Annotated in this window: 22 protein-coding genes and 2 pseudogenes; 16 read left to right on the top strand and 8 right to left on the bottom strand. The window is 40.9% G+C overall.

The window, feature by feature from the left end; translation table 11 throughout:
- Nucleotides 1-92: 92 nt before the first annotated feature.
- Together ompR and envZ are read left to right on the top strand one after the other, a co-directional pair.
- Entirely contained in the window at nucleotides 93-812 is a 720-nt protein-coding gene (gene ompR, locus BG00_RS03280) for an osmolarity response regulator transcription factor OmpR (RefSeq protein ID WP_036980498.1), read from the top strand.
- Between the two features lie 5 nt (nucleotides 813-817).
- On the top strand, nucleotides 818-2,131 hold the full coding sequence (gene envZ / locus BG00_RS03275) for a two-component system sensor histidine kinase EnvZ (RefSeq protein ID WP_036980497.1): 1,314 nt from the start codon (nucleotides 818-820) through the stop codon (nucleotides 2,129-2,131).
- A gap of 41 nt (nucleotides 2,132-2,172) precedes the next feature.
- Here envZ and BG00_RS03270 read toward each other — a convergent pair whose 3' ends face one another.
- Nucleotides 2,173-4,215 (bottom strand): glycoside hydrolase family 97 protein, encoded by a 2,043-nt coding sequence (locus BG00_RS03270; RefSeq protein ID WP_036980496.1) that lies wholly within the window; start codon nucleotides 4,213-4,215, stop codon nucleotides 2,173-2,175.
- 219 nt (nucleotides 4,216-4,434) lie between these two features.
- Here BG00_RS03270 and BG00_RS18525 point away from each other — a divergent pair.
- Nucleotides 4,435-5,095, top strand: a pseudogene (locus BG00_RS18525) (IS982 family transposase); the annotation flags it as partial.
- A gap of 75 nt (nucleotides 5,096-5,170) precedes the next feature.
- On the opposite strand, the gene speE reads toward BG00_RS18525, so the two are convergent.
- Entirely contained in the window at nucleotides 5,171-6,034 is an 864-nt protein-coding gene (gene speE, locus BG00_RS03260) for a polyamine aminopropyltransferase (protein ID WP_036980495.1), read from the bottom strand.
- 199 nt (nucleotides 6,035-6,233) lie between these two features.
- Between speE and speA the strand changes: the two genes are divergently transcribed.
- The 4 genes from speA to BG00_RS03240 are packed head-to-tail and all read left to right on the top strand — an operon-like array spanning nucleotide 6,234 to nucleotide 11,242.
- Entirely contained in the window at nucleotides 6,234-8,114 is a 1,881-nt protein-coding gene (gene speA / locus BG00_RS03255; RefSeq protein WP_036980494.1) for a biosynthetic arginine decarboxylase, read from the top strand.
- A 60-nt stretch (nucleotides 8,115-8,174) separates the two neighbouring features.
- Complete coding sequence (locus BG00_RS03250) at nucleotides 8,175-9,047, top strand: acyltransferase (protein ID WP_036980493.1); 873 nt, start codon at nucleotides 8,175-8,177, stop codon at nucleotides 9,045-9,047.
- A gap of 18 nt (nucleotides 9,048-9,065) precedes the next feature.
- Complete coding sequence (locus tag BG00_RS03245) at nucleotides 9,066-9,986, top strand: acetyltransferase (protein ID WP_036980492.1); 921 nt, start codon at nucleotides 9,066-9,068, stop codon at nucleotides 9,984-9,986.
- Nucleotides 9,983-11,242 carry a mechanosensitive ion channel family protein gene (locus tag BG00_RS03240; protein ID WP_036980491.1) on the top strand — a complete coding sequence of 420 codons (1,260 nt, stop codon included), beginning with the start codon at nucleotides 9,983-9,985 and terminating at the stop codon, nucleotides 11,240-11,242. The genes BG00_RS03245 and BG00_RS03240 overlap by 4 nt, the downstream gene beginning before the upstream one ends.
- Here the strand turns inward: BG00_RS03240 and chrA are convergent.
- The gene (chrA, locus tag BG00_RS03235) at nucleotides 11,202-12,353 is read right to left on the bottom strand and encodes a chromate efflux transporter (RefSeq protein WP_036980490.1); all 1,152 of its coding nucleotides are present in this window, start codon (nucleotides 12,351-12,353) and stop codon (nucleotides 11,202-11,204) included. The genes BG00_RS03240 and chrA overlap by 41 nt on opposite strands.
- 184 nt (nucleotides 12,354-12,537) lie before the next feature.
- Between chrA and BG00_RS03230 the strand changes: the two genes are divergently transcribed.
- Entirely contained in the window at nucleotides 12,538-13,170 is a 633-nt protein-coding gene (locus tag BG00_RS03230; RefSeq protein WP_013466091.1) for a YiaD family glycine zipper/OmpA-like lipoprotein, read from the top strand.
- 104 nt (nucleotides 13,171-13,274) lie between these two features.
- The gene (locus BG00_RS03225) at nucleotides 13,275-13,940 is read left to right on the top strand and encodes a hypothetical protein (RefSeq protein ID WP_036980488.1); all 666 of its coding nucleotides are present in this window, start codon (nucleotides 13,275-13,277) and stop codon (nucleotides 13,938-13,940) included.
- 14 nt (nucleotides 13,941-13,954) lie between these two features.
- On the opposite strand, the gene BG00_RS03220 is transcribed toward BG00_RS03225, so the two are convergent.
- The gene (locus BG00_RS03220; RefSeq protein ID WP_036980486.1) at nucleotides 13,955-15,733 is read right to left on the bottom strand and encodes an ABC transporter transmembrane domain-containing protein; all 1,779 of its coding nucleotides are present in this window, start codon (nucleotides 15,731-15,733) and stop codon (nucleotides 13,955-13,957) included.
- Between the two features lie 88 nt (nucleotides 15,734-15,821).
- On the opposite strand from BG00_RS03220, the gene BG00_RS03215 reads away from it, so the two are divergent.
- The 4 genes from BG00_RS03215 to BG00_RS03200 all read left to right on the top strand — a co-directional run bounded on the left by BG00_RS03215 (nucleotide 15,822) and on the right by BG00_RS03200 (nucleotide 17,666).
- Nucleotides 15,822-16,220, top strand: a complete 399-nt coding sequence (locus BG00_RS03215; RefSeq protein ID WP_036980485.1) for a DUF3224 domain-containing protein — start codon at nucleotides 15,822-15,824, stop codon at nucleotides 16,218-16,220.
- Between the two features lie 17 nt (nucleotides 16,221-16,237).
- Nucleotides 16,238-16,420, top strand: a complete 183-nt coding sequence (locus BG00_RS03210; RefSeq protein WP_008109493.1) for a hypothetical protein — start codon at nucleotides 16,238-16,240, stop codon at nucleotides 16,418-16,420.
- A 9-nt stretch (nucleotides 16,421-16,429) separates the two neighbouring features.
- A complete protein-coding gene (locus BG00_RS03205; RefSeq protein WP_036980484.1) occupies nucleotides 16,430-17,047 on the top strand; it encodes a LysE family translocator in 618 nt (205 codons plus the stop codon).
- Nucleotides 17,048-17,123: 76 nt separating this feature from the next.
- Nucleotides 17,124-17,666 carry a PH domain-containing protein gene (locus BG00_RS03200; protein ID WP_036980483.1) on the top strand — a complete coding sequence of 181 codons (543 nt, stop codon included), beginning with the start codon at nucleotides 17,124-17,126 and terminating at the stop codon, nucleotides 17,664-17,666.
- 100 nt (nucleotides 17,667-17,766) lie between these two features.
- On the opposite strand, the gene BG00_RS03195 is transcribed toward BG00_RS03200, so the two are convergent.
- The 3 genes from BG00_RS03195 to BG00_RS03185 all read right to left on the bottom strand — a co-directional run bounded on the left by BG00_RS03195 (nucleotide 17,767) and on the right by BG00_RS03185 (nucleotide 19,361).
- Complete coding sequence (locus BG00_RS03195) at nucleotides 17,767-18,666, bottom strand: hypothetical protein (RefSeq protein WP_036980481.1); 900 nt, start codon at nucleotides 18,664-18,666, stop codon at nucleotides 17,767-17,769.
- A gap of 156 nt (nucleotides 18,667-18,822) precedes the next feature.
- Entirely contained in the window at nucleotides 18,823-19,167 is a 345-nt protein-coding gene (locus BG00_RS03190; RefSeq protein WP_008115421.1) for a rhodanese-like domain-containing protein, read from the bottom strand.
- Nucleotides 19,168-19,172: 5 nt separating this feature from the next.
- The gene (locus tag BG00_RS03185; RefSeq protein ID WP_010392474.1) at nucleotides 19,173-19,361 is read right to left on the bottom strand and encodes a YgaP family membrane protein; all 189 of its coding nucleotides are present in this window, start codon (nucleotides 19,359-19,361) and stop codon (nucleotides 19,173-19,175) included.
- 129 nt (nucleotides 19,362-19,490) lie between these two features.
- Here BG00_RS03185 and BG00_RS03180 point away from each other — a divergent pair, with 129 nt between their 5' ends.
- Genes BG00_RS03180 through BG00_RS03170 form a run of 3 tightly spaced genes read left to right on the top strand, consistent with a single transcriptional unit; the run spans nucleotide 19,491 to nucleotide 24,134 of the window.
- Entirely contained in the window at nucleotides 19,491-19,793 is a 303-nt protein-coding gene (locus BG00_RS03180; protein ID WP_010392476.1) for an ArsR/SmtB family transcription factor, read from the top strand.
- 5 nt (nucleotides 19,794-19,798) lie between these two features.
- The gene (locus BG00_RS03175; RefSeq protein ID WP_036980479.1) at nucleotides 19,799-23,074 is read left to right on the top strand and encodes an efflux RND transporter permease subunit; all 3,276 of its coding nucleotides are present in this window, start codon (nucleotides 19,799-19,801) and stop codon (nucleotides 23,072-23,074) included.
- Complete coding sequence (locus tag BG00_RS03170) at nucleotides 23,064-24,134, top strand: efflux RND transporter periplasmic adaptor subunit (RefSeq protein WP_036980477.1); 1,071 nt, start codon at nucleotides 23,064-23,066, stop codon at nucleotides 24,132-24,134. Before BG00_RS03175 ends, BG00_RS03170 begins: the two co-directional genes overlap by 11 nt.
- On the opposite strand, the pseudogene BG00_RS03165 reads toward BG00_RS03170, so the two are convergent.
- Nucleotides 24,131-24,808, bottom strand: a pseudogene (locus tag BG00_RS03165) (nitroreductase family protein). The gene BG00_RS03170 and the pseudogene BG00_RS03165 sit on opposite strands and share 4 nt — an antisense overlap.
- Nucleotides 24,809-24,958: the final 150 nt, after the last annotated feature.

Genomic DNA, 24,958 nt, shown 5'->3' with positions numbered 1-24,958 from the left:
TCAGTAACAATCTAAGCACTTAATTAGTTTTTTATTATTAAGTTTTTCATTTATATTAACTATTAATAAATTATAAAAATAAGCAACAGATTATGGGACAAGAGACAGTAAAAGTATTAGTGGTTGATGACGATAAACGTTTGCGCAGTTTGCTTGAGCGCTATTTAGTAGAGCAAGGATTTATTGTTAGAACAGCCGCCGATTCACAGCAAATGGATAGGCTTATTGAGCGTGAAAACTTTCACTTAATGGTGCTTGATTTAATGCTGCCCGGAGAAGACGGGCTCTCTATTTGCAGACGGTTACGTCAAAAAGAAAACCAAATCCCAATTGTGATGTTGACCGCTAAAGGTGATGAAGTAGACCGCATTATTGGTTTGGAGCTCGGTGCTGACGATTATATTCCTAAACCGTTTAATCCACGTGAGTTACTTGCCCGCATAAAAGCAATTTTACGTCGCCAATCAAAAGAAGTGCCAGGGGCGCCCTCAGTAGAAGAGAATTTAATCAAGTTTGGTAAATTTACCTTAAATTTAGCCACACGAGAAATGAGCGAAGGGGATAATACCGTATCGCTCACAAGTGGTGAATTTGCCGTATTAAAAGCGTTGGTATCTCACCCTCGAGAGCCGTTAAGTCGTGATAAATTAATGAACTTGGCAAGAGGTCGTGATTACAGTGCGCTAGAGCGTAGTATTGATGTGCAAGTGTCACGCCTTCGCCATATGATAGAAGTGGATGCGGCTAACCCGCGTTATATTCAAACTGTATGGGGATTAGGTTATGTGTTTGTTCCTGATGGTGAAAAGTAATAATTATGGGGATGTTTCCACGTAGTGCGTTTGGGCAAACTGTTTTTTTAGTGGCAGCTTTGTTGCTGATTAACCAAATTGTATCCTACGTCACAGTAAGTTTATATGTTGTTAAACCCACCATTGAGCAAGTTAATTTGATGCTCGCTAAGCAAATTAAAACTGTATTTATTGACTGGGAAGATGGTGTTGAAGTAACCGATGAAGTTTCAGAAAAGTTTTTTGAAATAACCGGTATTGAGGTGATGACTCAGCGTGAAGCGATGCGCAATGGCTTAGGACAAAGTCGTGAGTATTCAGGGCTATCGCGAAGTATGTCAGAGCAGTTGAATGGGTTTTCTCGGGTACGCATTAGTCAAACCGAACCACTTATTTATTGGGTGGAAGCCCCGCAAGCACCGGGCTATTGGGTTAAAGTTCCCTTAACCGGATTTAAAGAAAGTAATCTTGAATTTCTAACTTTTTACTTATCCAGTATAGGCTTCTTAAGTGTCTTAGGCGGGTGGTTATTTGCAAGGCATTTGAACCGACCATTAAAAGCACTGCAACAAGCGGCAATAAAAGTAGGTGTTGGTGATTTTAGTACTAAGTTACAAGAACAAGGCTCAAGTGAAGTTATTGAGGTAACGCGGGCTTTTAACCAAATGTCGCGAGGTATTGCAGCCCTTGAAAATGATCGTCGATTACTCATGGCCGGTGTCTCTCACGACTTACGCACACCGCTTACCCGTATTAGGTTAGCCACAGAAATGATGGTTGATGAAGATGATTATTTACGCGAAGGTATTATTTACGACATTGAAGATATGAATGGCATTATTGATCAGTTTATTGAATATTTACGCCATCATAATTGTGAAGAACAGAGCTATGAAGATATCAATGCGTTAGTAGCCGAAGTCGTACAAAGTGAATTAAAGCATCAACGTGTTATTACGTTTGAAAGCAATCCTAACCTAGGTAATATTCCCATAAGCTCAGTGGCTATTAAGCGAGTAGTGACGAATATGATTGAAAATGCACTGCGTTACTCGCAAGGGGATATTGAGGTGCAAAGTTATTTTAATAGCAATAAAAAGTACGTCATTATTGCGGTTAACGATAATGGCCTAGGTATTCCTGAGAGTGAATTAGAATCAGTGTTCGAACCATTCAAGCAAGGTGACGCTGCACGAGGCAGTGAAGGCAGTGGTTTAGGCTTAGCTATTATTAAACGCATTATAGACATGCATAATGGCAAGGTTGTGCTCTCTAATCGCCCTGAAGGTGGTTTAAGTGCGCAAATATATTTACCGGTTAAAGTGGTTAATCAAAACTAAATAAAGCTATCCGCCGTTATATGCGGATAGCTTTAACCATTTTATAGTGCTTTAAAACGAATGGCTGTACCACCACTGGTGGCTAATTTTAGTGTGAGTTTATCATTTGCGGTAACAGTGCGTTTTTCTATTTTTAAATCGTAAGGGTTGTTCTTCCACTCTGCCTTAACACCATCTTTGTAGATTTGCGCTTCAAACTGTTTATCTTTATCTAAGAAGTCGAGTTTAACCTCAATGGTGCGGGCGTTTTCATCAGTTACAGCGCCTAAGTACCAGTCATTACCGGTGTACTGATCGCGTTTACGTTCTTTACGTGCAAATACAATAAAGTCGCCTACTTCCCCATCAAGCGCAATACTTTGTTGCCAATCGGTCGGTACGTCTTGAATAAATTGAAAAGCATCGGGCTTAGCTAAATAATTTTTAGGTAAATCAGCCGCCATTTGAATTGGGCTGTACATTACGACATAAAGTGCTAATTGCTTTGCCAGCGTTGTTTGCGGGCGATTTGTATCGCCACCTAAGCCATTAAAACTCATGTCAAAAATACCTGGCGTAAAGTCCATTGGGCCTGCAAGCATACGCGTAAAAGCAAGCATTGGAATGTGCTCAGGTGGATTGGGTGGCGTGCCCCATGCGTTAAATTCTTGGCCGCGAGCACCTTCACGAGCAATCCAATTAGGGTAAGTACGGCGAAGGCCGGTGTCTTTTATTGGCTCATGAGTATTAATACTTATTTTATGTTTTGCAGCTAGCTTAACGTTGTATAAGTACTCATTAACCATAAATTGGCCGTCATGCCACTCAAAACGGGCAATGCCATTTTCATCAATGCGTTTAATATTGCCACCATCGGCCACATAACCGGTTTTAATTTGGCTTACATTTGATTGCTCGTAAAGCGCAAAAGCGTCTTCCATTTGATTACGATAATTTGTTACGTTACCTGAGGTTTCATGGTGGCCAATTAACTGCACCCCTTTTTGCTTACCGTAGCGGGTAAGCTCCTCAATATCAAAGTCATCATATGGTTGGGTAAAACTAAATACATCGCCATTAAAAAACCAGTCGCCATCCCAACCGGTGTTCCAACCTTCCACTAATACACCATCAAAGCCGTATTTTGCGGCAAAGTCCATGTAGTATTTAGTATTTTTTGTGGTAGCACCGTGTTTTTCGCCACTACCCCAAGTATTCTCATTGATGTGCATGCCCCACCAAATACCTACGTATTTGCCTGGTTTAACCCAGGACACATCACCGAGCTTATTTGGCTCATTTAGATTTAAAATAATATCTGAATTAACTAAGTCTACCGCATGTTCGCCAATTTGAATGGTGCGCCAAGGCGTATTAAATGCACCGTGCTTTTTGACTGCTATACCATCTGACCATGGCGTTAAATCGGCGCTAAAAGTGCCTGGGCGACGTTGATTAAGTACCATACCCGCATAATCGACTAGGGCTGCTTCATGAATGCTGACATGTACACCGTTACCATTTTTAAAGGTAAAAGGGGTGTGAGCGAGTGCAGCATCTTGTAAGGCTGTGGTGTTGTAGACATATTCGTAACGATTCCAACCGCGAGCAGGTATCCACCATGCGGTGGCTTTATCGGCACCGGCGATGGCAAACTCGGTCAGCTCTTTAGTAATTTCTGTTTTTTCAAAATCGGCTTGTTTAGGGACTTCATAGCGAAATCCCACACCGCTATCAAAGGCTTTAAATCGCACTGTGTATGTGCCACCGTGGGGGGCGGGTTTATTAAAGGTAACGGCAATTTCATTGTGCTTGTCGACAACGGTTTGGCGCTCACCCCAAGGCTGTTGCCATTGGCTATCTGTCTGTGAGTGGGTTACTTCACTAATAACAAAACCTTCATCAAATGGCGCTTGGCTTTTAAATCTAAAACCTAAATGTGACTGCGCAATAACAGGTTTACCATTAAAGCTAATAGAATAGTAAGGAGATGAAGATTGATCAGATATGATGATTTTAATTTTTTGATCAGGCGATTCCAGCATGACTTCTTTTGCAAAAGCGCTGCTTGAAAGTAAAGCAACTAGCAGTAAAGGTAATCTCATTGTGTGTCCTTTATGTCAAATTGTAGACTATGAGCATAAAGTGAAGGTGGGGTTATTACGAGATGACTGCAAACGTATTCAATGTAATTAACCTGAGCTGCACATAAGAAATAGAACTAAATGCCCTTGCGGTGATCAGATCTTTCGACTAAGAAACATAAGATTACCGAGGCAAGGGCATGAATAACTTAGATGCAATTTACGTAGATGTCGATGATTTTTGTTTGTCAGTATTGGCGACATTATTTTCTTGATTTAGTCAGTTACACACGTATGTTGAAGTTACTTCAGGCCACGTTACCTGCTCTGTGTAGCTATCTGAAGCAGCGCTTTGATAAACCAACAGGCATTGCATTTATCGATTCTACTTCTCTCAAGGTGTGTCGCAACATGCGTATTCCTCGCCACCACGTTTTCGCGGGAGAAGCCAAACGAGGCAAAGGAACAATGGGCTGGTTTTATGGCTTTAAACTTCATCTCATCATGAATGATGAAGGGGGTTTATTAGCTGTAAAAGTGACAGCTGGGAATGTTGATGATAGACAGCTGGTTAGATATGGTCGATAAGGTCACAGGTAGTCTATACGCTGATAAAGGTTATATATCTGCAAACCTAAAAGCGGAACTTGCTGAGCAAGGCATTGATTTTATTACAGGTCAACGACGTAATATGAAACGTCAGCCAATATCATCTTGGGATAGAGCGATGTTATCAACGCGTTTCATCATTGAAACAGTGTTCGACCAGCTGAAAAATATGGCTCAAATAGACCACACAAGGCACCGCAGCGGCATCTCATTTATGGTTAATTTAATGGCTGGATTAATTGCCTATACTTTTCAGGCTAAAAAGCCGAGTATAAAAGTGACTCGGCTTTAATTCTTATGCAGATCTGAGGTTAACTAAACACATAAAAAAGGGCTCTAGCGAGCCCTGTTTTGTATTTATAACTTATTATTTTTTATCAAAAGCGCGTTTCATGTAATTAGGTGTTGCGAGTGCACCGTGATGAATGCCGCCATTGTAGTATTCACTATGCTGTGCAATTATTGCTGCGCCGTCTTCTCTAAAGCCATTAAATACCTCAGATTTACGAGCTAGCGTCACTGACCATAACCCACTTGGGTAAATAGGTTGTGGGAATGGGAGTGTTTGTAAATCGTTAAAACCAACATTTAGCATAGCTTCGCGCATTTCAACCAACAGTGGCATATGCATTAATGGCGATTCACTTTGTTGTACCAGTATTCCACCAGGGCGAAGTGCGTTTAAACAGCTAGTATAAAACGCATGGTTAAATAAACCTTCACCTGGGCCTACCGGATCAGTACCATCAACAATCACTACATCAATAGACTCACCAGCTGCTTCGCGCATGTATTTAATGCCATCGTCAAACATCACAGTAGCACGTGGGTCGTTATTTGATTCACATAACTCAGGAAAGTACTTTAACGACATTTGGGTAACCACTTCGTCAATATCGATTTGTGAAACAGTTTCTACACTTGGGTGCTTGAGCACTTCACGTAATGTACCGCAATCGCCGCCACCAATAATAACGACGTTTTTTGGGTTTGGATGCGCCAGTAATGCTGGGTGGCTGATCATTTCGTGGTAAAAAAAGTTTTCACGGCTGCTTACCATAGTACAACCATCAATGATCATTAAATTACCAAAGTCTGTGGTTTCAAACATTTCTACTTTTTGAAAAGGAGACTGTTTTTCATCTAACTTTTTGTTAATACGTAATGAAAATGCGCTGCCATCGCGGTCGCTAATTTCAGTAAACCACTTACTTTGATCTAAATTTGCCATAGTTGTTGTTACACTTTTGGTTGAGTATGAAAAAAAGGAGGCAATTCTGCCAGTGCTTGGCCTATTGCTCAATCAAATTTTACTCTCTTTAGCGAATAAAGTTAGCTATAAAGAGGGGAAAGTTCAATTTTTGTTAGCTTAGCAGATAGTGACGTATTAAAATGCCCCTTTACACCTAATTTAATAAAGAAGAGTTGCCATGACTTGGGGTTTAGAAACAGCACGTGCTACATACAATGTTGCTCATTGGAGCGATGGTTATTTTGATATTAACGCACAAGGTGAGTTGATAGCCTATCCTGATGGCGACCAAACAAAACCTGCCATTTCTTTAAGTCAGCTTACTGAGCAATTTAAGCAACAAGGGTTAACATTGCCCGTACTGGTGCGCTTTACTGATATTTTAAAAAATCGTGTCGATACGCTCACCAATGCCTTTACTCAAGCGCGCACTAACCGAGAATATAACGGCAAATACACCTGTGTTTATCCTATTAAAGTAAACCAGCAGCGCTCTGTTGTGAGTAAGTTATTAGCTCACCCAAGTGGCTTAGTGGGGCTTGAAGCCGGTTCTAAGCCTGAACTAATGGCCATTTTAGGGGTGGCGAAAGAGCCTATTACAATTGTATGCAACGGCTACAAAGACAGTGAGTTTTTACGTTTAGCCTGTATTGGTCAAGCAATGGGGCACAACGTTAAAATTGTGGTCGAAAAACTCTCTGAGCTAACCACATTGCTTGAAGAAATTGATAATTTAGGTATTGAGCCTGCTATTGGTATTCGCATTCGCTTAAATTCGGTTGGTAAAGGTAAATGGCAAAATACCGGTGGTGAAAAAGGTAAGTTTGGTTTAACCGCAGGGCAAGTACTTAGTGCAGTGGAAGTACTTAAGCAACATAACAAGTTGCATTTAATGCAAATGGTGCATTTTCATATTGGTTCTCAAATCGCCAATATTCGTGATATTCATCGTGCCTTGCGCGAATGTGCTCGCCATTTTGCTGAATTAACTCAATACGGTGTACCGCTAAATACGGTTGATGTGGGTGGCGGGCTTGGCGTTGACTACGAAGGCTCAGGCTCACGTAGTGCCTGCTCAATGAACTACACAGTCGAAGAATACGCACGTAATGTAGTGAATGCATTTGCCGATGTGTGCGATCAGCATAACTTAACGCATCCTGCGATTATTACAGAATCTGGCCGTGCATTAACGGCTCATCATGCAGTGTTGATCACCGATGTCATTGATGTAGAAAAAGCACCGAATCATTTAAACCCAAAACCGCCATTGGAAAACAGCGCATTAGTGCTAGATGAAATGTGGCAATGCTTACAACGTTTGAACCCACGTATGGCACTTGAAATATATCATGACGCTATGCACTTATTTAGCGAAGCACACGATCAATACGTGCATGGTTTAGTGAGCATGCTAGAGTGGGCGAAAATAGAGCAGCTTTACTTTACTATTTTACATCGTGTTCGTGCTTCATTAAGCTCTAATGCAAGAGCTCACCGCGAAGTGCTGGATGATTTAAACGAAAAACTAGCCGATAAACTGTTTGTGAATTTTTCATTGTTTCAGTCATTACCTGATGTATGGGGTATTCAGCAGTTATTTCCGGTTATGCCCATCGAAAACCTAACGCAGCCGCTTACTCAGCGCGCGATTATCCAAGACATTACTTGTGATTCTGACGGGCAAATACGTGAGTACGTTGAAGGTGCAGGTATTGAAACAAGTTTACCTATCCCTGAATATACACAAGGTCAGCAGTATCATATTGCCATGTTTATGGTGGGGGCATACCAAGAGATTTTAGGTGACTTACATAACCTATTTGGTGATACCGACTCAGTCCATGTTGAGCTTAATGAGCAAGGATATGTATTAACCAATGCCATTAAAGGTGACAGCGTTAAGGATGTATTAAAATTTGTTGATTATGATAGCGAGTTATTAGCTGATAACTTTGCCACTCAAATTAATAAACTTGATGTATCAGAACACTGTAAAGAAGGGTATCTAGCCGAGCTCAATGCAGGGCTTGAGGGCTACACCTATTTTGAAGATTAATTTAGTTGCATAGTTAAGCGCGGTCCTAGTGGCTGCGCGATATTTAAAGGAATAGAAGTAATGTCAGTTATTCGCAGTGTATTTAGTATTTTCTTTTATACAATAAACACTCTTTTTTGGTTTGTGCCTATTTTTATTTGTGGCATCGTTAAGTTAATCCCAATCAAACCACTTCAAAAATTAATGAGCTGGACGGCCAAGCAATGTGCCTCTATTTGGGTGACCTTCAACACGTTAAATCAAACGTTATTAACGCCAACAAAACTTAATGTTATTGGCCTTGAAGAGCTTAAATTAAAAGATTGGTACTTAGTCATTGCTAACCACCAAAGCTGGGTGGATATTTTAGTGTTACAGCGGGTGTTTAACCGAAAAATACCTTTTTTAAACTTCTTTTTGAAAAAAGAGTTAATTTACGTGCCTGTTTTAGGTTTGTGTTGGTGGGCACTCGACTTTCCTTTTATGACCCGCACTAGTAAAAGCCAATTAAAAAAGAACCCCAAGTTGCGTGGTAAAGATTTAGAAACCACTCGTAAAGCCTGTGAAAAATTTAAAGAAATGCCAGTCAGTGTGGTTAACTTTGTTGAAGGGACGCGGTTTACAGCGCAAAAGCATGCGCGTCAAAATAGCCCGTTTACTCACTTACTTAAACCGAAAGCGGGTGGTGTGGCGTTTGTAATGCAAGCCATGGGTGAGCAAATTTCTAAAGTGGTAAATGTCACTATTCATTACCCTGAGGGCATTCCTACCTTTATGGATTTTGCAGCCGGTAAAGTAAAACACATTGATGTACATGTTGAAGTAAAAGGCGTTAGTGACGACTTAATTGGTGATTACACTAATGATCCTGACTTTAGAGTACGCTTTCAAAGTGAATTAAATCGCGTGTGGGAAGAAAAAAACCAGACGTTGGTTAATCTCAAACAAAAATAACAAAATGAGCTGACAGTTATGCTAAAAAAATGGTTACCTAATTGGTTAAATGGCTTAATTGTTGGCTGTGTTTTATTTGCTAATTTAATAATATTTGGCGCATTAGTGCTTACCCTAGGGTTAGTTAAATTAGTGCTGCCCATACCTGTAGTGAGTAAATTATTACACAGTGCGTATAAAGGGTGGTGCAAAGGTAACCGCTTAGGGCTGTGGCTAGGCTGTAATGATATTAAAGTTAATATTAGTGGGGAGGTGAATGCCAACAGTTGGTATTTGCTAATCAGTAATCATATTAGCTGGCTTGATATTGCGGTATTAAGCTCGTTAAATGCATTACCAGCCCCTAAGTTTTTTTTAAAAGATGAGCTTAAATACGTGCCATTTATTGGCACTGGTGCGTGGGCGATGGGTATGCCCTTTATGAAACGAGTGACCAAAGCGCAATTGGCTAAAAATCCGAATTTAAAAGGCTTAGATGTCGAGCGTACTAAGCGCAGTTGCCGTAACTTTCGTCATCATCCTACAACCATAGTTAACTTTGTAGAAGGTACGCGTTTTACTGCGCAAAAGCACCTGCATCAACAAAGCCCTTTTCAGCATTTATTAAAGCCTAAGGCTGGTGGAACTGCTTTTGCCTTAGAGGTTTTAAACGAGCAGTTTGACGCTATGCTTAACACCAGTTTAGTGTATAGCGGTCAGTCAGATCATGTGTGTCGTAATATTTTAAAAGGCGAGTTGGAGTCTATTCATATTACTATTGAGGTTATGCCAATAAATACACAGATGATTGGCAGTTACCAAACCGATAAGGCATTCAGGGCCCAATTTCAGCAATACTTAAATAACTTATGGACAGTAAAAGATAAGCAATTAAGCGCTATTCATATTCAGCAAGCTAGTACTGAATTAACACCCAGTAAGGAAATTGAAATACCATGAGCAAAACACACCTACAGGAGCTAATTACTCCTTGGTTTGAAAAAGTCCCCGATGCTTTTTTTCTCAGTGCCATCACCGCCTCATCAATTGGCATTCTTTCATTATTATTTGTTTACTTATTTACTCGTCGCTTAATGTTACCGGGTATTCAAAAGGTGGTGACTAAACTCTCTCCTGAGCGTATTGGTTCATTGACACCTATGTTAACTAAGCTGAATAAACGAATTGCTTGCTTGTTATGTTGTGTACTTTTTTTAGCCACATTTGATAGTGTTTATCCGGTTAATGCAATTGCTCAAGAGATCCTTAAAACCATTGGCCAAGCATTATTAATTATTTATATAGGTTTTATTATTAGCAGCATAGTGAGCATTGCTGGCGCTATTTATAACCAACTAGACTTTGCCCGCGAAGTGCCTATTCAAGGGCTAATTCAAGTAGTGAAGCTAATCACCTTTATTGTGTGTTCAATATTAATTGTTAGTATTGTGCTTGAAAAATCGCCGACTTATATTCTCTCTGGTTTTGGTGCCATAGCGGCAGTAACGTTATTGGTATTTAAAGACACCATATTAGGTTTTGTCGCCAGCATTCAAATTGCCGCTAATCGTTTAGTGACCTATGGGGACTGGATCCAAGTAGATAACTACGGCGCCGATGGCGAAGTAATTGATTTAGGACTTAATACCGTAAAAGTGCGTAATTGGGACAATACCATAACGACTATACCCACTTATATGCTGGTGGCCGGTTCGTTTAAAAATTGGCGCGGTATGCAAGAATCTGGTGGGCGACGTATTAAACGTTCTTTAAACATTGATATGAACAGCATCTTTTTAGTTGATGACGATTTTAAAGCGCAAATAGAAGCGGCTATACCACTGCAAGAATATATTCGACTAGGCACACTTCCCGATCCGGTGTCGAACTTAGGGCTATTTCGTCGCTATGCAGAGGGTTACTTAAAACAACACAGTAAAATCAATACCTCGCTCACACTTATGGTGCGTGAACTACAACCGCTTAATCATGGCTTACCGATTGAATTTTACTGCTTCAGTGAAGACAAACGTTGGATATCGTACGAGCACTTACAAGCTGAAATTATGGACCATTTACTGGCCGTATTACCTGTGTTTGGGCTGCGCGCTTATCAAAGTGTCAGTGGGCAATTAAGCCCAGCTGACGGGGCGAATATGGCGGGTAAGCCCAGCATTAAAGTGCCCAATAATGCTGTCCAAGGCCAACACCAATAAACAATAATAATAGCCACCAAATAGGTGGCTTTTTCATACGTAGCCATGCAAATGCAGCAATCACTAATGCAATATGCCAAACATTGCTTACGGCTGAAGTCCAAATGGGTGAATATAATGCAGCAGCCAAAAAACCAACTACAGCAGCATTAAGCGCTGCAATTGAGCTGGCAAAGCGAGGGTTACTGGCCAAGTTTATCCAGCTTTTTTGAAATGCCAACATCAGTAAAAAACCGGGTAAAAATATCAATAATGTTGCGATTAGCGCACCCACTAATGGTTGTGCAGAGTTCAATTGTGCCCCCAAGTAGGTCGCTATAGTAAACATCGGTCCAGGTATAGCCTGAGCACTGGCGTAAGCCGTTAAAAATTGATCATCACTTAACGTAGGCACACCCGCTTGAAGTACTGGCAACACAACATGCCCGCCACCAAATACCATGGCGCCTGCTTGGTAAAAAGGCGCAAATAATGCAAATTCTTGCCCTATTGGAATAAAGCTAACCCCAAGCAGCAGCGCAAACAAGCCAAGTGCAACCCAGTTAACTCTCCCCTGATTACTGTTAATTTGTTGTGATAAATCACTTAATTGCAAGAGTGGCCAGATAGCGCCGATTGCGGCCGCAATAAGTAAAATAATAATTTGTGTACCTAGCATCGGCATTAGCATAAGGGCTAGAGTACTCATGATTGCAATGAGCTTAAGGAGCAGGTTACTGCAAAAGCTTTTGGCCATACTAAGGGTCGCATCAGCAACAATTACTACGGCAAAGAGTTTTAACCCAGTAATAACTGCGAAATAAACGGCGTTAAATTGGTGAGCACTAATAGCAAGCAGAGTCATAATCAAAAAAGAAGGCAGGGTAAAGCCTATAAACGCAGCGATACCACCGAGTACACCCGCACGTTCTATGCCAATAGCAAAGCTAACCTGACTTGACCCAGGGCCTGGCAGAGCTTGACTTAAGCTAATTAGCTGCGCGTAACGCGCTGTACTTAACCAGCGAAGCGAATCAACAAAGTGGTGCTTAAAGTAACCTAAATGCGCGGCAGGGCCGCCAAAGCTCATGCAGCCAAGCAAAAAGAACTGTCTAAAAATCGCAATTAACATAGTGGCAATCGCCTTTTGATAAATCGTAAAATTGTCACAAACAAGTATGACATTATTATGAAACGCTATCACTACTTCCTTATTTGATAGGCAATATCAACGCTTATACGTTATTCTTCATTGTTGGTTCATACATATATTTGCATAATCGCAAGAATAAATTCTAAATGAATAGGAAATCACCATGACGTTAACTAAATCACTTTTAAGTGTCACTGTCGTTGCTGTATTACTTTCTGGCTGTGAAATGAATAACACAGGTAAAGGTGCTGCTATAGGTGCAGCCGCGGGTGGTATTTTAGGTAAAGCTACAGGTAACCACAAAGATAAACGTATTTTTATTGGTGCAGCTATTGGTGCGCTAGCGGGTGCTGCTGTAGGTGATTACATGGATAAACAAGAAGCTGCTTTTCGTGATGAGTTAGCGGGTTCGGGAGTTGAAGTGGTTCGTGAAGGCGATAACTTACGCTTGGTGATGCCCTCTAATATTACGTTTGCGACTGATCAATCTTATATTTCATCGGGCTTTCATGACACTCTAAATGCGATAGCAAGTGTAATGAATAAATACGAAAAAACCTACTTAAGTGTTGAAGGCCACACCGACAGCACGGGCAAAGACAGTTACAACATGACTCTTTCAGAGCAGCGTGCACAAAGCGTAAAAAATTACTTGGTAAACCAACAAATTATGGCTGCACGAGTAAGCACGAGTGGCTATGGCGAATCACGCCCAATAGCGACTAACGACACAGCGAATGGTCGTGCGCAAAATCGCCGAGTAGAAATTCAAATTGTACCAAACACTCAAGGTTAGCTTTTGTAGTTACAAACCGCGTTTGCGCGCGGTTTGTGTACTTATTTAAAGGGCACTTTTAAATAAGTTAGTTGTCATAAGAAGTTCTTCATAGGGACATGTTTATGACAAAGTGGCGTACAGCAATTATTTTATCGGTATGTTTACATGGGTTAGTTTTGTTTTTTTTAACTACCTTAAAAGCCCCTAAAATTAAACAGCCGCAATTAACGCCAATTAAAGCGTATATGGTGAATGTGCCTGCCAAAAATAAAGTAACACAACAAGCCACTCAGCAAAGCGCTAATAAAAATGTTAATACAGAAATAACCCCAACTGAGCCTGTTAATGCAACCCAATCAAAACCACTGAATGCGACTAATAAAAAAACACAGAAGACGACTGAGCCGGTAAGTACCACCTCCATAAATACTCACCCTGTAACCGCAACGTCTTATAAAAAGATCGACCTGAAAAAAGGGCTCAATAGTATTTTACAGCAACAAACTGGCTATTCGGATACTGCAAAGAATAACCCTCAGAAAAAGCGCATTACCGTCCCAAAAGAGCATGCAGGGAAGGTGAAGCCGCTTTTAAAAATAGAGCAGAAAAATATGCAATTTACCACTTATCGACGAGGTGATAGCTGTTTTAAAAAGGTATCCGTTGGTGCTGGAGTTATGCCAAAAAATGACTTGCCAGATAGTTATATTGCAGGTGCAAAGTGCGATAAAACCAAGCTAACTGAGGCTTACGATACCGCAATGAATAAATGGCTTGATAAAAAGTAGCGACTAAATTGCAATCAATCTAGATTAAACTGTAATTCACATAACTTTTGATACAAAGGGTTACTTGCCATTAATTGCTGATGAGTGCCTGTGGCTTTTATTTCGCCATTTTCCATCACCACAATCATGTCGGCGTGTTTTACCGTGGCTAGTCTATGGGCAATAATCAGCGTTGTTCTATTTTGCATTAAGTGCTCAAGTGCGGCCTGAACATGATGCTCACTTTGTGCATCAAGTGCGCTGGTAGCTTCATCGAGTAGCAGTATTTCTGGGTCTTTTAAAATGGCGCGGGCAAGTACAATACGCTGCTTTTGTCCACCCGAAAGCCTAACACCTTGCTCACCTAAGAAGCTGTTATAGCCTTGTGGTAACTGTTTTATAAATTCATCGGCATGGGCATGTTTAGCGGCCGCATAAACTTGCTCGTCACTGGCGCTTGGGTTGCCATAGCGAATGTTATGCATGACATCAGAGCTAAATAAAATCGGGTTTTGTGCCACCATGCCCATTTTGTTGCGTAAGGTGTTTAACGACAACTGTTTAATATCTATATTATGAAACTTAATCGCTCCACTGGCTGGATCGTAAAAGCGCTGCAATAGTTCAAATAAGGTAGTTTTACCCGCACCGGAAGGGCCAACAATAGCCACAGTTTTACCTGTTTCAATATTTAAGCTGATATTATTTAATGCGCTTACATCTGGGCGAGAAGGGTAATTAAAACTAATACCTTCAAGTGAAATTGCACTGTTGCTGGTTGTTGCATGTAACTCATCATCTTGTGGAATTTCGGGGTTTTGTATTTTACTTTCAACGGCGAGCAGTTCAAGCAATCTTGCTGCGGCTCCTGCGGCGCGCTGTAGTTCACCATAAACCTCTGCAACGGTCGCTACCGACATGGCCACCATAATGGCATAGAACACAAACGCGCCGAGTTCACCGCCCGTCATAGTGCCTGCTAACACATCACTACCGCCTACCCAGAGCATGGCACTAATAGCACTAAAGGTAAGAAAAATAACAGCTGCAATTAAAAACGAACGTTGTTTAATTCGGCTTTTAGCCACATTAAAGGCCTTTTCGGTTTCAAGCGCAAAAGCAGATTGTTCTTGTTGTTCGTGGCTATAACTTTGTACCACTTTTATGTTTTGAATGATCTCACCCGCGTAGGTGCTTATATCGGCAATAGCATCTTGGCTGGAGCTTGCTAGTTTGCGTACTTTTTTTCCAAAAACCAACATAGGCACCAGTACTAAAGGGACGCAGGCCACAACGACCAAGGTAAGCTTTAAATTAGTAACAAGCAGCATAATTAAGCCACCGACTAACATTAGCGCGCTTCGCAGTGCCATAGAAAATGACGAGCCAATAATAGATTGTAGTAATGTGGTGTCGGTGGTTAAACGCGACATCAGCTCGCCGCTGCGATTTTCTTCAAAGTAACTCGGATGCAAGGTAACAATACGATTGAATACAGCTTTTCGAATGTCGTTACTGACTCGCTCGCCAATCCACGACATTAAATAAAATCGGCTGAATGTACCCACTGCCAATAAACTGATCAAACCAATTAATACCAAAACAGCTTGTTGTAACTGCGCTTGCGAGCCGGCAATAAAGCCATGATCAATCACAAATTTAACGCCTTGCCCTAGCGATAAGTTAACTCCTGCGGTGGCAAGTAATGCAACTAGAGCCCCTAAAACCACCCATTTATAAGGCTTAATAAAATTGAATATAGGGAATAAAGCGCTAAAGGCGGCTTTATCTGAAGCAGGCTTGTCTGTAGGCATAGTAGATTCTTATTGATGATTAAGGTATAGATATGGCATCAATAGATTAAAAATCAATAGTATTAAAAATCATCAATAAGGAAAGATTATGACAACTAAACAGGTAACAGGCGAGTTTACCGTTACATTAGCGCCTATAGAAGGGTATGCACACGGGCAGCAAGGCGTTAATTTAGGTCGTATGTCGATTGATAAACAATTTACTGGTGGCCTAACCGCAACTAGCCAAGGTGAAATGCTCAACGCCATGACCCCCACCCAAGGCAGTGCCGGTTATGTGGCTATTGAACAAGTAGTTGGTACTCTTGCAGGTAAACAAGGCAGCTTTGTATTGCAGCATTTTGGCACTATGGATAAAGGCCAAGATAGCTTGATTTTAAAAGTGGTACCCGACTCAGGCACTGATGAGCTCGCAGGATTAACAGGCAGTATGAAAATACGGATTGAGCAAGGGATTCACCATTACGATTTTGAATACATGTTATAAGTTCAACAAGGATTAAAATGCAAAAAGTAATCGAATTCAGAAAGGCCCGTTTTTTGGGTGGGGTAGATATAGTCGCACTAAATGATCGCATACAGGAATTAAACCAAGATGGCTGGAAAGTAATAAACGCAGTGCCATTGACAGGCTTTTATGGGCAAGTGCATGGTTACGCATTACTTATTGAAAATGAAGAAATATAAGGGTTACTAATGGCATTATCATTATGGTTTAGCTTAGCACTGGTATGCATGATGGGAGCAATGTCGCCAGGGCCTAGTTTAGCTGTGGTATTAAAGCATAGCTTAAATGGCGGGATGAAAAATGGCATGCTGGCAGCGTTAAGCCATGGTTTTGGTGTTGGCTTATATGCAGCGGCCTCATTATTGGGATTAGGCGCATTGATGTTGCAGTTTCCTACTGTGTATCAACTTTTAGTGTACTTAGGGGCAGCCTATTTAGCGTATTTAGGTTTGAAAATACTATTTTCAAAATCTAACGACAGCGAGCTGCAAGTTCAAAAAAGTGCAGTGAGCAGCTCTAAGGCGTTACAAGATGGCTTTGCGATTGCATTTTTAAACCCTAAGTTGGCAATTTTCTTTTTGGCGCTATTTTCGCAGTTTATCGATCCAGAAAACCTTACATTAAACATCGGTATTATTATGTGCTTAACCGTTTTTGTAATAGATACTGGCTGGTATTTATTAGTGGCTTTACTTACTGATGTGTCTAAAAAGCGCTTTGGTTTTACTAAGCAGAATATCTGGTTAGATAGGCTGTTGGGTGCGGTATTTATTGCGCTGGCAATTAAAGTGGTTATTGGAATTTAACTATCAAAGTGATTGAATTGCGTACAGTTGGTGATTAATGTAACTTAAAAAACTATAATTTAAAAGTGATAAAACGATGTCTAATATAACTTTAAAAAGTGCCACTTTTGATAACAAAGTCAAACAGTACTGGATGTGTTTAGCTGCAATATTTAGCCTTTTTCCAGTTGTAACTATTGTGCTTTTACCCGTTGTATTGCTTTTGGTGTGGCTAGTCGCAGGGCGAGTATTAGCAGCTATGTCGGCCGATTTACTAGAGCGCAAGTTAGTAGTTAAGCGCGGTATTTTGTTTAAAGAAGAAAAATCGATTCCGCTTGAAAAAATCACTGATGTTGGGTTGAGTCAGGGGCCATTAATGCGACTATTTGGTTTATACCGCTTAAGCTTTGAAACTGCAGGGCAGTCTGGTCACGGTGCATTAGTATCGTTACTAGGGGTAGTTGATGCCAGTGAGTTTCGCGAGGCCATCTTAACGCAAAAAGACAATCTAGCCGAAACAAAGCCAAGCAAGGCTAAAGCTGATGAACCACAAAACCAAGTCGAATTACTCCGAGCTCTCACCTACAGCGTAAAAAACATCGAGCAAATGCTAGTTACACTTCTGGAAGAGAAAAAATGATTAGGTCATATAGGGAGCTAAAGGGAATATGGTTAAGTAAGGATTGCTTTTGGCTTGTTTATTTGTAGGCGCCATCCGATGACGCCTACAACTGCTAACCCTAAGTATCTCCATTATTAGTGTTCGAAATATACGAGGACATTGATGATGACAGATTTCTATCTAAAGCATTTTTTAAGCATTGGGAGACTGATGGTGCTGATATTTTATAGTGATTTAATGCAATACCGTCTAAATAAGTTAAATAAGGGTTTACCGATAAACTAAACGCACCTAATTCTTTTATCCACTTCGCTAAAAAAATAACACGGTATTGCCCGTCGCTTCCATTGTTAAGATTAACTTCTAAATTTAAATTCTTACTCACCTCACTCCACGGACTCTGATACAAGGTCTCACCAACTATGATCGGTTTTGATGTAAAAAAGCTATCAGGATTTTTAATATTATTTTCAATTTTATGATTTACCCAGTTTTGAATTCGAGATGGTGTATATTCTTCAAATACAGCCTTTACTGCATTATTTACATGGGAGGGGCAGTTGTTTTGTCTATCTAGATGAGAAGACTGACTTATTTGATAAAGTGGCATTAGGCTTAGTTCAGTTTGAAGTGTGTATTTAAATGTTGAGAAATGCCCATCAATTGCTTTTTGTTTAGATATAGCAATAAGATCATTTTTATTTAATATCGTAGCTTCTATATATTTATCTGACTCATTTTTACTATGATTTCCCACAAAAAATGCAAAGTGGTTGTTACCAGAGACATCCATCATAATAACTTTATGCGGATTTGAATCACATGTTTGATCAGCAATAGCAGCTTTTTGATCAGAGGGCCTAGTGTGGCATTGAGCTAATGGTGCATTGCTTTTTGCTAGTTCAGAGGCTCTGTCATAATTACAATCTTCACATACCATTAAGGTAATGCTGTCATCAGCATTTACAGAGTGAGCAATACCGAGTAAAAATAGTAATAAAGCGGCAACTTTTTTCATAAAGTCTTCCTTAGAGGGTGTTCCTTTTTTATACACTAGCGTTGAAGTTTATTAATTTCAATCTTTGATTTTAATTGAGGATTGTAATTCTCTAATTTGGATTATGTTACAAAGCTCAGCGATCGGTTGATCGCCGAGTAATTTAATTCTTAGCATTTAAAATGCCTGACAAACATCTTCTGCTTTACAGGTAATAACTGTCACGTTTTCGTAGCCTACGCGTGTCAGCGCTTCAGCACTTAATGTTGCGCGCGCACCACTAGCGCAATGTAAGTAAATAGGGCGTGCTGCGTCTTTTTCTATTTCCATGAGCTTCATTTCAAGTAGCCCGCGAGGAATGTTTATAGCGCCTATAGCTGCTTTGGTGGCATGTTCAGCGGGTTCTCGTACATCAATCAACAATCCTTTATTTTGCTCAAGCTCTTTCTTTGCTTGTTCGGCATCAATACGACGCTGATTAGGAGTAATTATTTTTAGTAAATCTGGAATAGGGGTAAGCATGGTGTTTATTCCTTAAAGCCAAGTTTGCGTAATAGAGTGATCATTGGGCACCAGCTAGTAAAAGCTGATTGAATTAAATTTACTGCGATAAAAGCGGTAAAGTAAATCCACTTAGGATCGTGATAAGTTTGCAATAAAAGCGACACAATAATCATTATGCCAGCGATTAGTCTGAGTGCGTTATTTAGCTTCATTATAGTAGGCCAGTTATTTAGTTCAGCACAGTTACTATATTAGATTTATCTATATTAGTAAAATCTAATATTAGACTTTTCTAATCTAACGTTTTATACTCAGACTCTATTTTAGAATAAGAGCATAGTATGAATATTGACTTTACTGCCATGGCCGGCAATGTAGAACAAGCCGAGCAGCTATTAAAAATTTTAGCCAATAAAAATCGCTTGATGATTTTATGTTCTTTGCAAGATTCAGAAATGAGCGTATCTCAGCTCAATGAAGCTGTGCCATTAGCGCAGTCTGCGTTATCTCAGCACTTAGCAGCGTTGCGTAAAGCAAACATTGTGGCTACGCGCCGCGAGAGCCAAACAATTTATTATCGTGTCATTGATGAAAATGCAGTCGTTTTGCTTGGTACCTTGTATGGGTTATTTTGTAAGGGCTAAGTGCGATGAGCTTAATAGACAATGCGGTAAAAAGTAGTTTAAGTGGTCGCATTCCGATTGTTATTTTTGTGATGTCTTTGTTACTTGGGGTATTTGCACTAAATCAAACACCTCGAGAAGAAGAGCCACAAATTACTGTGCCCATGCTCGATATTTATGTATCAGTACCTAACGTTGAGGCGCCTGAAGTCGCTAGGTTAGTAACACAACCACTCGAGAAGTTACTGGCTCAGCTGGTGGGAGTTGAGCATATTTACTCAACCACACAAACTAACAGTACAGTGGTTACGCTGCGTTTTGAAGTAGGGCACAATCGCGAACAAGCTATTTTAGATACCTATGCAAAATTAAATAGTTATCAGCATACCATGGCATCGGTGATCGAAAGTTGGCAAATTCGTCCAATAGAAGTAGATGACGTGCCTATTGTGATGTTAGGCCTCTACAGTAAAGACCCGCAACTCTATGGTGATTACGAACTAACCCGTTTTGCTAACGAAATTGCTAATAATTTACAACGCATTGAGCATACCAGTGAAGTTAAAGTAATTTCAGGGCGTACACGCACTCTTACCATTAATTTAAATGCCAGCGCACTGGCTGCCCATCAAACCACGGTAAACGATGTTTTTTACGCATTAAATGTATCAAACCAACTCACTCAAGTAGGGAGTGTGGTTGATAATCAGCAGCAAATTGCAATTCAGGCAGGTGATGTTCTACGAAGTCAATCTGCTGTAGAACAGCTGGTAGTGAATGTTGTTAATGGCAAAAGTGTTTACTTGCTTGATGTTGCAAACGTTATTGATGGCCCAAGTGAAGCTAAGCATTACCAATGGCTTGCTCAATCGGCAAACCAGCAGCAGTTGCCTATGGTTACTTTAAGCGTAGCTAAGCAAGCAGGGACTAATGCGGTTGCTGTTGCAAATGATGTTCATACCATGATGAATGAACTTGCAAATACTTTACTGCCACCAGAAGTTAGCCATACAGTGCTCAGAGATTATGGCCAAACTGCCGATGAAAAAGTAAATAACCTCACATCAAGTTTAGTGTTTGCAGTGTTTACTGTGGTAATTTTTGTTGGCGTGTTTTTAGGTTGGCGTCCTGCCGTGGTGGTTGGGCTGGCTGTGCCTATTTGTTATGGCATTACTCTCTCATTAGATTTTGCATTTGGTTACACCATTAATCGGGTGACATTATTTGCGCTTATTTTATCATTAGGCTTACTGGTAGATGACCCAATCACAGGTATTGATAATATTAGCCGCTTTTTGAATAAAAAAGGCGATAAAAAACAGCAGATTGTTGGCGCAATGAGCGAAATTAGAAGCGCCTTACTTATGTCTACGCTCACTATTATGGTGGCGTTTATTCCACTGGCGTTTATCACCGGAATGATGGGGCCGTACATGGCACCTATGGCATTTAATGTGCCGGTTAGCGTGATGGTTTCTACCATTGTTGCATTTTTTGTAACCCCTTGGCTTGCGATGAAGTTACTCAAGCCTGATAACGAACAACCCTCTGAGCTTGCTCCTAAAGTTGGTGCATATCAAAGAATATTAAGCCCATTATTGGTTTCTAAGGGGCGAGCAAAACTTGTTTTGTGGCTAACCCTAGCATTATTTATCATTAGTGCCATGTTACCCGTGATGCGTTTGGTGCCTCTAAAGCTACTCCCTTTTGATAATAAAAATGAGCTGCAAGTGCTGATAGATATGCCAGAGGGGACTAATCTGGAGCGCACAGCTGCATTTACTAAACAAATCCAAACACTCACATGGCAATTGAACGAAGTAAGTGAAATAGCGGCCTATGTTGGTCAACCTTCAAGTATGGACTTTAACGGTATGGTGCGCGGTTATTATCGCCGTGATGCAGCGAATCTCGCCGAACTGAGGGTATTGTTAGTGGAAAAGTCTGGGCGCGATCATCAATCGCATGGAGTAGTTATGCGCCTTCGCGAACAGCTCGCGATGCTAGCAACCGATGGCATTGTAATAAAAGTGGTTGAAGTACCACCAGGGCCGCCGGTACTGAGTACCTTAGTTGCTGAGGTTTACCGAGATGCTTTTGTTGATGAGCAAACACATTCTCAAGCTGCCTTGCAGTTAGCTGCGCGTTTACAACAAGAGCCTCATGTAGTTGAAGTCGATACCTCAATGGTGGCACCCTCGCCATTACAACGTTTTGTTACCAATAAAACCAAGGCCGCACTCAGTGCGATTTCAACTCAAAATATTGCACAAACACTCAGTATTGCCTCTCAAGGTGAAAACGTGGGTGTACTTTATGTGAGCAATGAAACAGAGCCCGTTGATATTAAATTACAGCTACCGTACAGCGAGCGAAATCAGCTTTCGCAATTACTTGCACTTCAGGTAAGGGGCGACAGAGATTTAGCTAAAACCAGTAACGAGTTTGGTTTAAGCAGTGCGCCAAGGCCGTTAGTATCGCTTTCAGAACTCGGTGAATTTACACAACATCATGTTGCTAAAACGATTGTTCGTAAAGATCAGCGCGACGTGATTTATGTTATGGCTGAGCTTAATGGGCGCACACCAGCGGAAGTGATTGCTGATGTGAATGCTGATTTAAATGTATCAAACGATGAGTTTGTTAAAACATCGTGGGTAGGTCGTCACTTTTTTAATAATGGCGGAACTGCCCCATGGCAACTACCACAAGGAACCCATGTCAGCTTTAGTGGCGAGGGGGAATGGCGCATAACCATTGATGTATTTAGAGATATGGGCATTGCCTTTGCGTTTGCGCTCAGTGCTATATTTATAATTTTACGGGTGCAAACACAGTCGGCGAGTTTATCGCTGATTATCATGTCAGCTATTCCGTTAACAGTGATAGGCATAATGCCAGGTTTTTGGCTGTTAAATCAGTTTGGTGAGCGCTCAATAGCAGGTGCCCCAGAGCCGGTATTATTTACTGCCACAGCGATGATAGGCATGATTGCCCTTGCAGGTATAGTGGTGCGTAACTCACTTATTTTGGTTGAGTTTATTAATCAAGCTCGCGGCCAAGGCATGGCAATTAAAGAGGCGCTTGTTGCAGCGGGTACGGTGCGAATGCGCCCTGTGATCCTAACCGCAGGTACCACTTTATTAGGTAACTTAGTGATCACACTCGATCCGGTATTTAGCGGGCTCGCGATTGCGATTATTTTTGGCATTGTGGCGTCTACATTATTTTCATTATTTGTAGTACCGCTTGTTTATTATTTAGTGTTTGCAAGCACAGAGGATGAAGCGCATGCAGGGTAAATCAAAACTTATAGGCACATTTGCCGCGTTATTTGTCATTATTATAGCTGTGTTTTATATGGCAGGCAGCTTTTCTGACAAGCAAGCTGCTGGCTTAAAAGAATCACAAATAACGAACTATCAAGGTGAGCGAGTAACGGTAACGCTGCAAAGTATTGCAGGCACTGAGCAGGTACCAGGTAGTGTAATAGCAAAACAAAATACGCAAATTTCATCGCATGTTATGGCGCAGGTTGAGCAGTTAAAAGTACGTGCTGGCGATAAAGTCGCTAAGGGCGATTTACTTATTATGCTCAAGCAAGATGATTTTAAAGCGGCGTTAGCGCAAAGCAGCGCAAATATTAATGCGGTGCAAGCGTCGTTAACGCAAGCTAAAAAGCAATTAGCCAGAATGATTGATTTAAATGCGCAAGGATTAGTATCTGTTAGTGAATTAGATGACGCCAAAGCAAAGTTTGAAAACTTAACCGCTAATTTAGCGGTTGCTAAGCAACAGCAAACGCAAGCTCAGGTATCGCTTAATTATACGCGCATTACTGCCCCTATTTCGGGCGTGGTCGTTGAGCGCCTAACTGAACCTGGCGATACTGCAACACCCGGTAAACCGCTGATTACTTTGTATAACCCATTACAGTTACAGCTTGAATTTAATGTACGTGAACAACAAGCAGTAAAATTAAAAGTAGGGGACAATTTAAATGTGGTATTACCTTCGCTTGATATAACAACACCCGCAACGGTGAGCGAAATTGTACCAGTGGCAGATAACGCGGCGCGCAGCTTGCTTATTCGTTTAGAAGCCGATGCGCAACTTGGTCTAATGCCAGGCCTTTATGCTCAACTACAGTTACCAATAAAAAGTACCCAAGGTGTATTAATTGATCCACGTTGGGTGCATGAATTTGGCCAGCTCAATATGGTGTATGTACTTGAAAACGAAACGCTGGTTAAACGTTTCGTGCGTTTAGGCAGTATTATAAATAACCAGCAACACGTAATAGCAGGCCTAAAAGAGGGTGACGTACTTGCTGTTGATTACATACCAAGTCAAAGCGATTAAATAAAACTCGCAATTTCATCAATCGACTTTTTATCTGGGGCGTGCAGCGGCACTGTTGCATGCTCATCTGGGTAATCAGTAATAAGTAACATATAAGGGCGTTCGTTGTTTTTATCACGTCCACAAATATCGGTTAGAAAACTCATCGGTTCTGGTGTGTGGGTAAGTGTTGCAAGGCCTGCGCGGTGCAAGGCTTGAATTAAAAAGCCAGTGGCAAGGCCTACCGATTCATGCACATAGTAATTCGTGTTTTTATCATCGCCACTCAACGCCGCCCTTTTTTTGACTAAACACCGCAATCAACCATGGCGCGTGCTCTAAATAGGGTTTGTTAGCATCGGTGCCTAAGGGTTTTAGTGCATCTAATCATTCTTCACCCGCTCTGCCTTCATAAAAAGAGCGTTCTAATTTCTCGGCTGCTTCACGAATTTTCTTTTTAACATCACTACTATTAATTGCTACAAAATGCCAAGGCTGGTGGTTTGCGCCACTAGGCGCTGTACCTGCCGCTTTTATACAGGTTTCGATGATTTCTTTTGGCACTGAGCGGTTACTAAAGCTGCGAATACTATGAGGCATTGACTCGTTTGTAAAAACTCATTCGCACGCGTCAGCATTTCCTCTTGAGGGTGTTCTATAAAATCGGCTAATGGTTGGCTTTTATGATTTTGCATGGCTGTTCGCTTCTTATTTTTAGAGTGTTTGGTTTAAAAGAGCAGCAAAGGCTTTATCTGCTAAGGTTTATAAAACCCGCGCTACGCATAAAATATTTATATCATATTACAAAGCTTAGCCAATAGATAAGAGCCTATTAGGTATCCTAA

The sequence above is a fragment of the Pseudoalteromonas sp. SCSIO_11900 genome (genome assembly GCF_000576475.1).
GTDB classification, from domain to species: domain Bacteria; phylum Pseudomonadota; class Gammaproteobacteria; order Enterobacterales; family Alteromonadaceae; genus Pseudoalteromonas; species Pseudoalteromonas tetraodonis.
Note: the sequence above shows the minus strand (reverse complement) of the source record. Positions and strands in the feature narration are given on the sequence as shown.